Source organism: Myxococcota bacterium (assembly GCA_039030075.1).
Lineage (GTDB): Bacteria > Myxococcota_A > UBA9160 > UBA9160 > SMWR01 > JAHEJV01.
Genome location: JBCCEW010000025.1, coordinates 24841 through 36964, shown reverse-complemented (window position 1 = coordinate 36964; position 12124 = coordinate 24841). Strand labels below are relative to the sequence as shown.

The following is a 12124-nucleotide window of genomic DNA, read 5'->3' as shown; positions in this document are numbered from 1 at the left end:
GAGCGTCATGACGGGCAGCGAAGCGACGACGGATCGGAACAAGACCGCGGTCCACGCGTTCTTCGCCGCGCTCGGCCGGGGCGATCGCAAGGCGTTGGGGGAGCTCTGCACCCCCGACCTCGCCTGGGTGGTCCCGGCCGGTGCAGCCCTTCACGCGGGAACCCACCGCGGGGCGGAGCGGGTCTTCGACACGATGCTCTCGGCCGTCGGTAACACCTTCGTCCCGGGGAGCCAGCGAGTGAGCCTCGGCTTGCTCGTCGCGGAGAGCAATGCGGTCATGGCGGAGGCGCGCGTGACCGCGAAAGGCGTCGACGGACGCGCCTACGAGAACGTCTACGTGTTCGTCTTCGAGTTCGAGGGCGAGAAGATCCGCGAGCTGCGCGAGCACGTCGACACCCGCTACGCGGCCGAGTTCTTCGCTTGAGCGGCTCGGTCGACGCGCAGCATCAGGGACTGCTGCCGTGGATCGAGGATTTGCTCGGTGGGCGCGTGACCTCGTGCGATCGCCAGGGGGACCGCCGGAGCGGGGGTCGTCCCGCCTATTTCGTAGAAGTCGAGACACCCGGCGGCGAAGCGAAGCGCCTCTACGCCCGCATGAGCCGCGGCATGGGGAGCGGCGGGCCGTTTTCGCTCTCGGCCGAACACGCGGTACTGCAGGAGCTCCACGCCGCCGGGATCGCGGTTCCCGAGCCACTCGGGCTCTGCCCCGATCCGGAGTGCCTCCTGCTCGAGTGTCTCCCCGGCGACTTCGACTACGCCGCGATCGACGACGAAGCGCGGCGAGATGCCATCGACCGCGCCTTCGTGGCCGAGATCGCGAAGGTGCATGCACTCGACGTCGGTCGCTTCGAATCGCGGGGACTCCGGGCTCCGAAGACGCAGGACGAGTTCGCGCTGAATGATCTCGCCCACTGGGAGAAGGCGTTCCAGTACGGCGCCAAGCGCCCGGTGCCGCTGGTGCGCTTCGCACTGCGTTGGCTGCACGGGCACGTTCCCGCGATGCCCGAGCGCGCGGTGCTGATCCAGGGGGATACCGGCCCGGGGCAGTTTCTCTTCGAAGGTGGCGCACTGACGGGCATCATCGATTGGGAGTTCGCCCACCTGGGCGACCCGATGCTCGACCTCGCTCAGATCCGGACTCGCGACTGGTACAACCCGGGCGCAGATCTGAAGAAGTGGTTCGCGTACTACGCGGAGTACAGCGGGTTGCCGGTCGATCTACCGCGGCTCCGCTACTACACCGTCAAAGCGATGCTGATCACGCCGCTAGCGCTGGCCGGCCCGGTCCACAGCATGCACCCGTCCCTCGACCACGCCGAGTGGTACGCCCAGGACGTGAGCTACCAGCGCGGCGTCGCCGAGGCGCTCGCCGAGGCGGCGGGAATCGAGCTCGAACCCTACGCGCCCGAGGAGCCACCGGCGAGTCTGCGCGCACCGGTCTTCGAGATCCTCGAGCACGAGCTCGAGAATGCGATCCCCGGCATGGTGGAAGACGCGTTCCACAGCTACCGCGTCGGCCTGACGCGGCGGCTGGCGACCTACGCCAGGAATATCGAGCGGCTCGGGCCCGCCTTCGAGGCGGCCGAGCTTAAGGAGATGGGGGCACTCCTGGGCCAGCGTCCCGCAGACGTGGCGACGGGCAATGCCCAGCTCGAGGAGTTCGTGGAGTCGCCTTCCCTCTCCGACCACCAGGAAGAGCGGCTGGTTCGCTACTTCCACCGGCACGCCGTACGCGAGGAGCGCTTGATGCAGGGAGCGCTCGGCGCAGGCGAGCACGCCGTGCGCCAACCGATCGCATAGCGCTCGCTCCCACCCCCTCCGATCCAATCCGCAAAATGCCGCGCTCCGCGGAACCCGGAGGGCGCCATCGGCACCTCTCTCACGATACGGGTGAGCGGATTCGGCCGAACGAGCGGGTTCTCCCGTCGATCGATTCACCGTGTCCACGCATCTTTCGCGTGCCTCGGCATTCGGGCGGAGCCAGCGGATGGATCGTTCCACGAAATTCCAGGCGGGTTCGGCCGCCGAGGCCCCCGCCACGGCTTCTCTTGGCGTCCACCTGCTCGTCGGCCTGCCCACGGCCGCCGTGCAACGCGGCTTCGAGCAGGCACGCGCATTCCTGCCGGTCCACGGGCTGGACACTCTGGCCCAGCTCGATGCGCAGAACGCCACCCGCATCGGCGTTCTGCTCCCACCCTTTGCCGAACCCTCGCTGATCGTCGAGAACTGGATCGACTGCGACTTCCTCTCGAATCGCTTTGGTCGCCCCGCCCACATCGAGGGCGTCTCGACCTTCGTCGACGCGGATCGCGCGGCGGAGCAGCTGGCCTCCGCCGTGCCGCTGTCGCAGCTCGGCTGGGGGCAGAGCCCGTTCGACGGGCGCACCGTCGCCGACATCCTCGTCGGGCAGATCGAGTCCGCAACCCACCTCGTGCTCGTGGGTGCGGCTCCGCTCCCCGACGCGGTCGCGCGCTCTCTCGCGTTGCTGAACCCGGAGGCCGCGCGGTTTCCTTCCCACCGAATCGACTTCGAGCCGAGTGCGTCGGAGACGCATCACGCGCCGGTCGTCCCGCCCTGGCTGGAGGTCCTGCAAGGCGAGCGTGTACCGACGCGCGGATCGGATCTCTTCGTCTACCACCGCGCGCGCCCATTCGATCCGATCCGCTTCGGAAACTGGCTCGAGGACCCGCCGAAGGAGCTCGTGCGCGGCAAGGGAAACGTGTGGATGGCGACCGAACCGGATCTGAGCTTCGGGTATTCGTGTGCCGGTGCGGTCCACCGGATCTTTCCGGCGGGCCGCTGGTGGGCGAGTCGGCCCGAGGGCACCTGGCCGCGCTGTGCCTCGCAGCGCAAGCGGCTTCTCGAACGCTGGCACCCGCGCTTCGGCGATCGACGCCAGGAGCTGGTGTTCTCGGGCATCGACCTGGACCCCGATCGCCTCTGTGCGGGACTCGACGCGTGCCTGGTCGCCGAGGACGATGTCGCCGTGGCGCTCGCCACGGCGCCCGGAACTGACGCCGAAGCGCTGGCGAACCCCGTCACCCGGTTGCAGTGATGCTCGATTGGCTCGTGGTCGGCGGCGGCCCGCACGGCGTCCACGTGGCGCTCCGGTTGCTCGAGGACGGGGGTGTCCCCCGCGACTCGATCCGCATCGTCGACGACGAAGAGCGGCTGCTGGCGCGGTGGCGTCGCTCCACCCGGAACACGGGGATGCAGTTCCTGCGCTCGCCGAGCGTCCACCACATCGACGTGTCCTCGACCTCGCTCTCGCACTTCGCGAGCCGCGGGGGCCGACGCGTCGGGAAACCCTTCACGCGGCCCTACGCGCGCCCGGCGCTCGAACTCTTCGATCTCCATTGCGACGACGTGATCGAGCGGAACGAGCTCCACTCGCTCCACGTGCGGGGTCGGGCCCGACATCTCGATCTCTCGGAACCGAGCGTCCGGGTAGGGTTCGAGGACCCGACAGGCGCCGGACAGGATGGAGAGCTGCGGGCGCGCAACGTCATCCTGGCGATCGGCGCACCACAGGAGCCGGCGTGGCCCGACTGGGCGCGGCGCGCACTCGACTCCGACACCGAGGCTCGGGGCCGCATTCGACACCTGTTCGACCCGGGCTTCGAGCTGGAGGACGCGCCGGGCGACACCGCGATCGCCGTCGTCGGGGCCGGCATCTCGGGAGCCCAACTGGCGCTCCGGCTCGTCCAGAAGGGCCGGCGCGTGATCCTCGTCTCGCGACACGCGCTGCGCATTCACCAGTTCGACAGCGACCCGGGTTGGCTCGGGCCGAAGAACATGGCGGCATTCGCCCGGATCCAGGATCCCAACGAACGTCGCGCGCAGATCCGGGCGGCACGGCATCGTGGATCGATGCCGCGAGACGTGCACCTCGCGCTGCGCGGCGCTCAGAACGAGGGGACCCTCGAGCTCATCGAGGGAAGCGAGGTCTCGGCCGCGCGCATCACGGAGCAGGGCGTCGCGCTCGAGCTCGAGGGGAAGGAAGTCCCCGTGGACCGGGTCGTTCTCGCGACGGGCTTCCCGTTCCGGCGCCCCGGTGGCGGCTGGCTCGATGAAGCCATCGAGGCCTTCGACCTGCCCTGCGCAGACTGCGGCTACCCGATCCTCGACCGGGAGCTGCGCTGGCACCGCCAGCTCTTCGTGACCGGCCCGCTCGCAGAGCTCGAGCTCGGACCCGTCTCGCGAAACCTCTCCGGCGCTCAGCGGGCCGGCGAGCGGCTCGCAGCGGTGGCGATCGAGGCGCGCTCGGCCGCCTGACCCCGTCCCTCGTCGGGATCGGAACTCCGCAGCCCCGGACGGCACCGAGTCTCGGGGCCGAAGGCACGAGGCGGCCTGGCGACAGCCAGATCCCGTCGTGCCAGGTTCCCACGGGTCCACATTGGCCGGAGACGGCCCACGACGGGAGTCCAGATCCTCATGTCTCATTGCTTCGACTACTCCAACAAGCGCGTCGTGATCACCGGCGCCTACTCCGGCGTCGGTGCGGCGCTCCTCGACGTGCTTGCGGAGCTCGGCCGCCCCGAGGTGATCGCGCTCGACATCAAGTCGCCCGACGGACCCGTCGACCGATTCATCGAAACGAACATGGGCGACGCCGCGTCGGTGGATGCGGCCATCGCAGCCATCGACGGCCCGGTCGACGCGCTCTTCAACAACGCCGGGATCGCAGCGACGAACCCGGTGGAGGACGTGATGGCCGTGAACTGGCTGGGGCTCCGCCAGCTCTCCGAGGGCCTCCTGCCAAAGATCAGCAGGGACGGCGCGATCGCGAACACGGCGTCGATCGCCGGCGGTCAGTGGCCGGGCCACCTCCAGGACGTCCTCGACTGCATCGCCATCGAAGGCCGGGACGAGCTCTTCGGCTGGTGCCGGGATCACGCGGACCTCGTCGGCGACGGCTACGCGTTCTCGAAGGAGTGCGTCCAGGTCTACACGATGAAGAGCGCAAAGGACACGCTCGCCCGACACGTGCGCACGAACAGCGTGTGCCCTGCGCCCATCGACACGCCGCTGCTCCCGGACTTCAACAAGACGATGACCGAGAAGACGATGAACTGGACCATCGATCAGATCGGCGGAACGATCGCGACGCCGCGCGACATCGCGATGACGTTGGCCTTCATCGGCTCGGACGCGTCGCGCTACGTGAACGGCGTGAACCTGAATGTCGACATGGGCTTCAACGCCTTCATGACGACCGGCCAGCTCGACTTCTCGGGCCTCGCCTGAACCAGGAGTCTTCGACATGACCCCCTTCGAACTCGAACCCATGGGTGTGACCGCGGTCGGAGCGGGAAGCATCTCGAGCCTCGCCCAGCACGTGGGCGCCCGCGGAAGCCGAGCCTTCGTCGTGAGCGACTCGGGCGTCCAAGGTGCCGGCATCCTCGACACGGTCACCGACGCGCTGACGGGCGCGAACCTCGAATGGACGAGCTTCGTGGACGTCGACCCGAACCCGACGGACGTGAACGTCGCCGCTGGCGTCGCGGCGCTGCGGGAGTTCGGCACCGAAGGGGTCGTCATGGTGCTCGTCGGCGGCGGATCGGTGATGGACTGTGGCAAGTACATCGCCATGGCCGCGCCGTCGGGCGTCGACGACACCGCGCTCGCCTTCTCGCCCGAGCTCGACGCGTCGGATCGCATCGACTTCTCCACCCTGGCCCCGGCTGTCCGCGTGAGTGCGCCCTGCGTGCCCACGGTCGCCGTACCCACCACCTCGGGGACCGCCTCCGAGACCAACGGCGGGGGGCTGATCACGCGGAGCGCGGACCACCGCAAGCTGACCTTCAGCCACCCGGACGTGAAGCCGCGGGCCATCGTGCTGGATCCGCTGCTGACGGTGGGCCTTCCGGCTGGCGCGACGGCCGCCTGCGGCATGGACGTCCTGACTCACGCGATCGAGGCCTACACCTCGACGGCGGCCAACCCCTATGCGGACGGCCTCGCCCTGCAGGCGATCCGGCTCACCGGAAAGTGGCTCCCGCGCGTGATCGCCGACGGCACGGATGTCGAGGCGCGCGCATCGATGCAGATGGCCTCCCATCTCGCCGGCCGCGCGTTCTCGTCGGGCCCGCTCCTGGGCCTCGTCCACGCCACCGGGCACCCGGTTTCGGGCACCTTCGGCGTCGCTCACGGTCAGACCCTCGCCACCATGCTTCCCCACGTCATGCGTTTCAATCTCGAGACCGTCACGGAGCGCTACGCCGACATCGGTCTCGCGCTCGGTGCGGCCTCCGACGCGCACGCCGCGATCGAAGCGGTGGAGAAGCTCTCGTCCAGCGTCGGAACGGATCGCCGCCTGAGCGACCTCGGTGCGTCACCGGCCGACGTCGACGCCCTGACCACGGATGCGCTGCGGGACATGATCATCTTGAACACGCCGCGCTACCCGAACCGCGAAGACGTGCAGGCGCTCTACGAGCGCGCGATGTGAACGGGTCGTCCGGTCGGGAACTCGAGGGAGCCAGATGGCACTGAGTTGCCAAGCCACGCCGACGAGGACTCGATGACGACGACACAAGACACCGCCGAAGCGCCGCGCCTTCCGGTCACCGTTCTTTCCGGTTTCCTCGGAGCCGGCAAGACCACGCTGCTCAATCAGGTCCTCAACAACCGAGAGGGGCGGCGCGTCGCGGTGATCGTGAACGACATGAGCGAGGTCAATATCGACGCCGCTCTCGTCGAGCGCGGCGGCGCAGCGCTCTCGCGGACCGAAGAGAAGCTCGTCGAGATGTCGAACGGCTGCATCTGCTGCACGTTGCGCGACGATCTGCTGGCCGAGGTCTCACGGCTCGCGCAGGAAGGCCGCTTCGACTACCTCCTCATCGAGTCCACCGGCATCTCGGAGCCGATCCCAGTCGCCCAGACCTTCACCTTCGAAGACGAAGACGGCGTGAGCCTGGGAGAGGTGTCGCGGCTCGACACGATGGTCACCGTCGTGGACGTCGCGTCGTTCCTCCGCGACTACAACGCCGCCGAGGCGCTCCAGGACCGCGGTGAGTCGCTCGGCGAGGACGATCACCGCACCGTGACCGATCTGCTCATCGACCAGATCGAGTTCGCCGACGTCATCGTGCTCAACAAGCTCGATCTCGTGACCCCGGAGCAGGCCCGCGAAGTCGAGGCCATCGTGAAGGCACTCAACCCGGGCGCGAAACGCCTCCGGGCGACACAGGGACAAGTGCCGCTCGGATCCGTGCTGGACACGGGCCTGTTCGACTACGACAAGGCGGCGAGCTCTGCGGGCTGGATTCGTGAGCTCCAGGGCGAGCACACGCCGGAGACCGAGGAGTACGGGATTTCGAGCTTCACCTATCGGACGTCGCACCCCTTCGACGCCGAGAAGTTCTGGGCATTCCTCCACGACGACGAGAACTGGCGCGGGGTGCTCCGTTCGAAGGGCTTCTTCTGGGTCGCCGCGGACCACCGGGTCGCCTACGAGTGGGCGCAGGCCGGTGGCGTCAGCAACGTGAACCCGGCCGGGGTGTGGTGGGCGTCGGTGCCTCGAGAGCACTGGAGCCACCCCGAGGGCCAACGTCCGGACGAGCAGCCGGGCTGGCACCCGCGCTACGGCGATCGTGCCCAGGAGATCGTCTTCATCGGCCAGGAGATGCCCGAAGCCGCGATTCGCGCGCGCCTGGACGCTTGCCTCCTCGAGGATCGGCTCGCGAACGCGGACGGCATGGCCTGGGCCGAGCTTCCGAACCCGTTCCCGGAGTTCGAGGTGCCCGCTGAATAGGGTGCCGCCCGGTGCGCTGCGAGGTGTGCGGCGCCGTGCAGGTCAGCTCGGCGGCTGCAGGTGGGTGGCGACGTCGGTGCGATAGGCGAGCCGGGCGGGAATCGCGCCGGCGAGAGCCGCGACGATCACCACGGCGACAGGCGCGATCGCGAAGACCGGGTGCCACGCCCAGGGGTCGAGTACGACACCGGTCTGACTGCGCACCACCCCGCGTGCCAATGCGAAGATCGCCGCGTAGACGAAGAATCCGAGCACCGCGCCGAGCGCCCCGATGCTGGCGGCCTCGCCGACGATCGCCGCGGAAACGGTTCTCCGGCGGGCTCCTAGGGCCCGCAGCACGGCGAAGTCACGACGTCGCTCCTGCATCGTGTTCACGATGCTCGCGAGAATAGAGCCGGCCGAGACGAGCACGACCAGATAGGCGACGAGCCCGAGCACCCGGACCGCCCATCCCAGCTTGTCGAAGAGCTCGGCCATCACGCCGCCGATCGGCCAGGCCAGGGTCGCTGCCTTCCCCTGCTTGTTGATCGTCTGGTCGAGGAAGAAGCCGGCCTGGGGAGCGGCGAGGTCGAGCATCACCGCGCTCAGCTCCTTGTGCTCGTCGGGGATCTCGGCGTTCGGCGCGGCTTCGTAGGCGTCGCCCGCACCACGGAGCACGTGGCCCGCCATGCGATAGATCCCGTCCAGCGGGATCCAGATCACGCGATCCGCAGGCGTGTTGCTCGACTCCAGGATGCCCGCCACGACGTACTCCTCGTTGTGGCGCGCGGTCTCGTCGAAGACGAGCCCGTGATAGGGATGGAAGCGGTCGCCCAGCGCGAGCCCGGTCTCTCGTGCCGCGCTGCTCCCGATCAAGGCTTCGCGCTGCTTCGGATCGAAGAGTCGCCCGCCGGGAGCGATCTGCAGGGAAGCGCTGCCGTCGGGCGGGTCGCTGAAGAGTTCGGGGACCGTGCCGACGATGCGAAACCCGCGGTAGTTGTCGCCGACGGCGTAGGGGATCGCCCGCTCGACCTGCGGATCGTCGGAGACGGCCTCGTAGAGCGCCCACGGGATGTTTCCGGGAGATGTCTCGAGATGGAACACTGCGTTCAGGACGAGCTGGAGCTGGCTACCGCGCGCCCCGAGGACCGCGTCGAAACCCAGCGGGCCTCCCGCGAAGGCGCGCAGGCTCTGTTCCTGGATCGCGAAGACGGCGAGGACGAGACCGGTCGCGAGCCCGACGGACGCGACGGTGATCGCGCTCGAGAAGGCGTGCTCGCGCAGGCCGCGACGCACGAGCAGCGCCAGGCCCGCCTTCACGGTGTTTCCCTCGTGCGCGCGATCTCGTCGAACCGCTCGCAGCGCTCGAAGGCGCCCAGGATCTCGCGGTCGTGGCTCACGAGCAGCATCGCCGCGCCCATCTCGGCCGCCGTCTCCTGCAGCAATGCGAGTGCCGAGGCAGCGTTCGCGGGGTCGAGGTTTCCCGTCGGTTCGTCTGCGAGCACGAGCGCGGGCCGGTTCGCGAGCGCGCGGGCGACGGCCACCCGTTGTCGCTGGCCCAGGGACAGCTGGCCCGGCCGGTAGTGCATGCGATCCGCGAGTCCGACGCGCTCGAGCAGATGCCGAGCGCGTTCCTCGTCTTCGCCGGCGCCGAAGTGCATGGCCAGGAGGACGTTCTCGAGGGCCGAGTAGGCGGGCAACAGGTTGAAGCTCTGGAAGACGTAGCCCACCAGCCGGCCGCGCAGACGGTCGCGGTCGGCCTCGCCGTAGGCGGTGATCTCCTCGCCTGCCACGCGGATCCGACCGGCGTCGGGGCGGAGGATGCCGGCAATGAGATGCAGGAGCGTGGTCTTGCCGCAGCCGCTCCGGCCGTGCAGCGCGACGTGCTCGCCCTCGGCGATCGCGAGGTTCGGCAGGTCGATGATCGACTGGGAAGGGCCCTCGGGTGTCGCGTAGCTCTTGCGGAGCCCTTCGATGTGCAGCGCGTCGCTCACCAGGAGCGCACCGTCGCGTCGTGCATGCGGTAGAGGCTCATGACGGTGCCTTCCAGCACCTCCTCGCCCACCTCGAGCACGCCGAGCACGGTCGCGAGCTTCGGCTTGCCGAACTCGACCTTCTCCCCCTCGGGCACGGCGACGCGCACCCACTGGTTCATGGCGAGACCGTCCCCGAAACAGCAGCCGAGCTCGTTCTTCGCAGCGAGGATGAACTCGGTGACGCGACCCCGCTCGATCACCATCGGGATCACGTACCCGCGCAGCGCCACCGTGCGGCGATCGAGCGCGCGCACGTGCGATGGAATCAAGCGCTCGTGGCGTTCGGTGAGGGCCGCGGGCGTCATGTTGTCGAGGGTGCCCGGCACCTCGAACTCGTAGGGGAAGCCGCCGAGCGTTTCCCAGGAGATCGGCGGGTAGCGCTCGGCCTCGCTCTGCTCGAGCGTCGCCTCCTCGGCCACGGGCCCACTCCGGAAACCGAGGAAGGCCCACTCGGGCACGAACACGAGCCACCCCAGATAGGTGGCGACGAGCGCGTACTTGAACCCGCGTCGGACGAGCGGACGTTCCTGCCGCGTCTGCGCGGCGGGAGGAGCCTCCCCCGTCACCTGGCATCCTCCCCGTCTTCGTTGCCTTCCGGGAACCGGAACGCGACGGCTTCGAAGCGCTGCCCGCGGACCTCGATCTGGCGGACTTCGCCCTCGAAGCGACGTAGCGTCTTCAGCGGGTCCGCCTCTCCGGCGAACTGGGAGGTGTTGCCGCTCGTCTCGCCGGTGAGGACGTTCTCGACCGGCGCCAGCTGCACGGTGAAGGGATCCCCACCGCTCGGCGCCGCATCGATCTCGAGCAGGGTCTGCGAAATGGCCACGCCGCGCTCGGCCTCGCCGTCCAGGACGTAGGCCGTCATGGCTCCGGTCTTCCGATCCACGACCAACTCGAGATGGGCGAACTCCTCGCCCAGCACGACCAATGTGCCGCCGTGCGGTGCGACGTGGTGGTGGTGGTGGTCGTGGTGGCCGTGCGCCCCGCTGGCCGCCGCAGCAGCGGCCCACAGCGCGGCAGCCGCAGCTTGTGCCACCAGCGCCGTGGCGAGCCGGGGCTTTCTCCGTGTCCGAGGATTCATGGCGATCGTCGAGCCCATGGGCGGAAAACCGGGAGGACGCGGAGACCCTGGGGAGCGGGTCTCGAAGGTTTCATCGGCACGAGAACGGCGGGACTCGAGCCCCTGGCGATCGCTGGCAGCATTCCTCGAACGTTCGACCGTGGCGCGAATCGGGACGCAGCACCCCGGGAAGGCGTGGCGCTGCGACGCGCTCAGCAGCGGGTGAGCGTGTTCCGGTCGGTGTGGTCCATCGACTTGCCGCCGAGGGACTTCATGTCCATGACCGTGTTCTCCTCATAGGAGAAGGTATCGCCGTCGAGCGTGTAGCTCGACTCGTAGCGGGTGCATTTCGCGTTCTCGATGAGATAGGGGTTCGAGAGCACGCCCCAGTCACCGGCGCCGGCCTTGGCGCTCATCGAGAACGTCTTCGCGTCGGGCTCGCAGGTGCCGCCGGCGAGGATGGTCGACATGCGCGGCACCATGAAGCAGCGCATCACCTCCTTGCGGACCGGGTCCCACCCCCAGAAACCGAGCTCGGTGTGGAAGACCTCGTCCGAGCCCGTGCGCTTCGCGGCCGTGATGTAGTCGATCACCCAGATCTTCTGGGCACCGTTGTCGACGTCGCCAACGACCTTGAAGGTCATCTCCTCCGTGTAGGTCTCCTCGATGATCTTCTCCTGGGCGTAGTCGTAGGAGACGTTCACGCCCTGATCGCCGCGCCAGGTGCCGACGAGACCGGCGAGCGGTCCGAGTTCTTCGTGAGCCATGGGTTCCTCTCCTCTCGTGGTTGGGACGGCACCGGGCGAACGCTCCGGGTGGCCGAGGCAGGGAGCGCGATCAGCTCGGCGCGTTCGCGTCGAGGTCCATTCCCTGGATCAGCTCGATCTGGTAGCCATCCGGATCCTCGACGAAGGCGACCCACACGTCCCACTCCTCGAGATGGGTGGGCTCTGTGACGCTCTTCGCGCCCGCCGCGATCGCTTTGTCGTAGAGCCCCTTGCAGTCGTCCGTGTTGAGGTAGAGCTTCCAGAGGGCGCCGACCTTCTTGAACCCCTCGCCGGCCGGATCGATCTTGTCGTCCCGGTCCAGGTGCTGGGCCAGCTGGAGCGCCGAACCTGTTCCCCGGCCCCAGACGATCGCCTCACGGGTGCCCGGGATGTCCGTACGGCTGTGCTCCTCCAGACCGAGGACCTCGGTGTAGAAGCGAACCGATCGGTCGAGGTCGCTCACGTTGATGCAGAACTGGGCCAGGGTGTTTCCCACGTCGTGGTTCCTTTCTGGGTGAATCAGGCC

At 68.7% G+C, this 12124-nt stretch carries 13 protein-coding genes; 7 read left to right on the top strand and 6 right to left on the bottom strand.

The window, feature by feature from the left end; all coding sequences use genetic code 11:
• The first annotated feature begins 7 nt into the window (after window positions 1-7).
• The 7 genes from AAF430_21475 (at window position 8) to zigA (ending at window position 7756) form a co-directional block, all read left to right on the top strand.
• Window positions 8-424, top strand: coding sequence for a nuclear transport factor 2 family protein (locus AAF430_21475; GenBank protein ID MEM7412818.1), 417 nt, complete (start codon window positions 8-10; stop codon window positions 422-424).
• Window positions 421-1800 (top strand): phosphotransferase family protein, encoded by a 1380-nt coding sequence (locus tag AAF430_21470; protein ID MEM7412817.1) that lies wholly within the window; start codon window positions 421-423, stop codon window positions 1798-1800. The genes AAF430_21475 and AAF430_21470 overlap by 4 nt, the downstream gene beginning before the upstream one ends.
• Window positions 1801-1987: 187 nt before the next feature.
• Window positions 1988-3055 carry a GTP-binding protein gene (locus AAF430_21465; GenBank protein ID MEM7412816.1) on the top strand — a complete coding sequence of 356 codons (1068 nt, stop codon included), beginning with the start codon at window positions 1988-1990 and terminating at the stop codon, window positions 3053-3055.
• Window positions 3055-4275, top strand: a complete 1221-nt coding sequence (locus AAF430_21460; GenBank protein MEM7412815.1) for an FAD/NAD(P)-binding protein — start codon at window positions 3055-3057, stop codon at window positions 4273-4275. The genes AAF430_21465 and AAF430_21460 overlap by 1 nt, the downstream gene beginning before the upstream one ends.
• Window positions 4276-4434: 159 nt before the next feature.
• The gene (locus AAF430_21455) at window positions 4435-5247 is read left to right on the top strand and encodes a coniferyl-alcohol dehydrogenase (GenBank protein ID MEM7412814.1); all 813 of its coding nucleotides are present in this window, start codon (window positions 4435-4437) and stop codon (window positions 5245-5247) included.
• Between the two features lie 16 nt (window positions 5248-5263).
• On the top strand, window positions 5264-6451 hold the full coding sequence (locus AAF430_21450) for an iron-containing alcohol dehydrogenase (GenBank protein ID MEM7412813.1): 1188 nt from the start codon (window positions 5264-5266) through the stop codon (window positions 6449-6451).
• A 72-nt stretch (window positions 6452-6523) separates the two neighbouring features.
• Window positions 6524-7756, top strand: coding sequence for a zinc metallochaperone GTPase ZigA (gene zigA / locus AAF430_21445; GenBank protein MEM7412812.1), 1233 nt, complete (start codon window positions 6524-6526; stop codon window positions 7754-7756).
• 42 nt (window positions 7757-7798) lie between these two features.
• On the opposite strand, the gene AAF430_21440 is transcribed toward zigA, so the two are convergent.
• The 6 genes from AAF430_21440 to AAF430_21415 all read right to left on the bottom strand — a co-directional run bounded on the left by AAF430_21440 (window position 7799) and on the right by AAF430_21415 (window position 12094).
• Window positions 7799-9055 (bottom strand): FtsX-like permease family protein, encoded by a 1257-nt coding sequence (locus tag AAF430_21440; protein ID MEM7412811.1) that lies wholly within the window; start codon window positions 9053-9055, stop codon window positions 7799-7801.
• The gene (locus AAF430_21435) at window positions 9052-9729 is read right to left on the bottom strand and encodes an ABC transporter ATP-binding protein (GenBank protein ID MEM7412810.1); all 678 of its coding nucleotides are present in this window, start codon (window positions 9727-9729) and stop codon (window positions 9052-9054) included. Before AAF430_21435 ends, AAF430_21440 begins: the two co-directional genes overlap by 4 nt.
• The gene (locus AAF430_21430) at window positions 9726-10337 is read right to left on the bottom strand and encodes a hypothetical protein (GenBank protein MEM7412809.1); all 612 of its coding nucleotides are present in this window, start codon (window positions 10335-10337) and stop codon (window positions 9726-9728) included. Before AAF430_21430 ends, AAF430_21435 begins: the two co-directional genes overlap by 4 nt.
• Window positions 10334-10807 carry a hypothetical protein gene (locus tag AAF430_21425; protein MEM7412808.1) on the bottom strand — a complete coding sequence of 158 codons (474 nt, stop codon included), beginning with the start codon at window positions 10805-10807 and terminating at the stop codon, window positions 10334-10336. Before AAF430_21425 ends, AAF430_21430 begins: the two co-directional genes overlap by 4 nt.
• A 236-nt stretch (window positions 10808-11043) precedes the next feature.
• Window positions 11044-11598, bottom strand: a complete 555-nt coding sequence (locus AAF430_21420; GenBank protein MEM7412807.1) for an FABP family protein — start codon at window positions 11596-11598, stop codon at window positions 11044-11046.
• A gap of 70 nt (window positions 11599-11668) precedes the next feature.
• The gene (locus AAF430_21415) at window positions 11669-12094 is read right to left on the bottom strand and encodes a VOC family protein (GenBank protein ID MEM7412806.1); all 426 of its coding nucleotides are present in this window, start codon (window positions 12092-12094) and stop codon (window positions 11669-11671) included.
• Window positions 12095-12124 lie beyond the last annotated feature (30 nt).

Excerpts from the sequence above, each read along its gene's own strand:
- AAF430_21475 (MEM7412818.1), top strand. The coding sequence starts at position 8 with ATGACGGGCAGCGAAGCGACGACGGATCGGAACAAGACCGCGGTCCAC.
- AAF430_21465 (MEM7412816.1), top strand. The coding sequence starts at position 1,988 with ATGGATCGTTCCACGAAATTCCAGGCGGGTTCGGCCGCCGAGGCCCCC.
- AAF430_21460 (MEM7412815.1), top strand. The coding sequence starts at position 3,055 with ATGCTCGATTGGCTCGTGGTCGGCGGCGGCCCGCACGGCGTCCACGTG.
- AAF430_21455 (MEM7412814.1), top strand. The coding sequence starts at position 4,435 with ATGTCTCATTGCTTCGACTACTCCAACAAGCGCGTCGTGATCACCGGC.
- AAF430_21450 (MEM7412813.1), top strand. The coding sequence starts at position 5,264 with ATGACCCCCTTCGAACTCGAACCCATGGGTGTGACCGCGGTCGGAGCG.
- zigA (MEM7412812.1), top strand. The coding sequence starts at position 6,524 with ATGACGACGACACAAGACACCGCCGAAGCGCCGCGCCTTCCGGTCACC.
- AAF430_21420 (MEM7412807.1), bottom strand. The coding sequence starts at position 11,598 with ATGGCTCACGAAGAACTCGGACCGCTCGCCGGTCTCGTCGGCACCTGG.